Here is a 1,415-nt window from a genome sequence, read left to right on the forward strand (position 1 = left end):
CACCGTGCCGCTGTTGGTCGCCACCACGCTGTAGCTGATCGTCGAGCCCAGCGCGTACGGACCCGTCGAGGTCACACTCTTGGCCACCGTCAGAGCCGAGCTCTGCGTGATCGGCGTGGTCGTCGTGTCAGGCGGCGAGGTCACGGCCGGGGCGGAGGGGGGCGTGCCCGTGGCCGTGGCGCTGTTGTTCACCACACCGGCATCGATGTTCGCCTGGGTGATCGCATAACTGGCCGTGCAGGTGGTGCTCGCACCCGGAGCCAGCGCGGTCACCGGACATGCCGCTGCTACCGTCAGGAGCGGATCGTTGATCACGATGCCCGTCAGGGGGGTGTTGCCAGTGTTGGTCACCAGGAACGAATAGGCGATCGTACTGCCCACCGTGCCACCGCTCGGGGCGCCAGCCGACTTGTCGATCGTCAGCGCGGGTGCCGCCGCGATGACGACGGTCGCGACAGCACTGTCGCAGGTCACGGGCACCGTCGCAGGGCTGGTGCAGATCTGGTAGGGATAGCTGTAGCTACCCGCTGCGGTGTTCGCAGCCACGGTGATGGTGCCGTTGGCAGCCATCGTGATGCTGCCAATCGCGGGCACAGGTGCCACACCCGGCGTCAGCGTGACATTGGTACCGATGACCGCCGCCACATTGTTAGTGGTGTCGTTGGCGATGACGCTGGCAGTCGTGCCGCCCGCAGCAGGAACGGTGTAGCTGTCGTCCACCGCGTCGATGGTCGGTCTCACCGTCGTGACCACCGGCGGCGTGGTGCAGCCGGTGCCCACGCAGTCCGGATCGCCACCACCGGTCACGACCGCCGTGTTCGACACGCTGGCCGCTGCCGATGCCGTCGGCGTCACGTTGATCGTGAAGCTCGCCGTGTTCCCCGGCGCCACGTTCGACAGACCCGCCGCCACCGGGCAGGTCACGGTCTGGCCGCTGATCGAGCAGCCGGTTGCCGAATTGATCGTCAGGCCCGCCGGCACCGCATCGGTCACCGTCGCGATGGCCGTCGTCGGCGCCGTGCCGTTGTTGGTCACCGTGACGACGTAGTTGTAGGCCGTGCCCACTACCGCTGTCGCCGGACCGCTCTTGGCAATCACCAGGTTCGGTGCCGTGACCGTCGTGACCACTGGCGGCGTGGTGCAGCCGGTGCCCACGCAGTCCGGGTCACCGCCGCCGGTCACCACCGCCGTGTTCGACACGCTGGACGCTGCCGATGCCGTCGGCGTCACATTGATCGTGAAGCTTCTCGTATTGCCTGGCGCCACGTTCGACAGGTTCGCCGGTACCGAACAGGTCACGGTCTGGCCACTGATTGAGCAGCCGGTCGCCGAGTTGATCGTCAGGCCCGCCGGCACCGCATCGGTCACCGTCGCGATGGCCGTCGTCGGCGCCGTGCCGTTGTTGGTCACCGTGA

General features: G+C 67.7%; 2 protein-coding genes. One reads left to right on the forward strand and one right to left on the reverse strand.

Annotated features, from left to right (window positions below):
• On the reverse strand, positions 1-1,200 hold a 1,200-nt coding region (locus IB230_RS19605; RefSeq protein WP_343227375.1), incomplete at its 3' end, for a hypothetical protein.
• Here IB230_RS19605 and IB230_RS19885 point away from each other — a divergent pair.
• Positions 1,190-1,415: hypothetical protein (locus tag IB230_RS19885; RefSeq protein ID WP_255430512.1), on the forward strand; the 226-nt coding region annotated here is incomplete at its 3' end. The two genes, IB230_RS19605 and IB230_RS19885, sit on opposite strands and share 11 nt — an antisense overlap.

The organism is Pseudoxanthomonas sp. PXM01, assembly GCF_014851815.1.
Lineage (GTDB): Bacteria > Pseudomonadota > Gammaproteobacteria > Xanthomonadales > Xanthomonadaceae > Pseudoxanthomonas_A.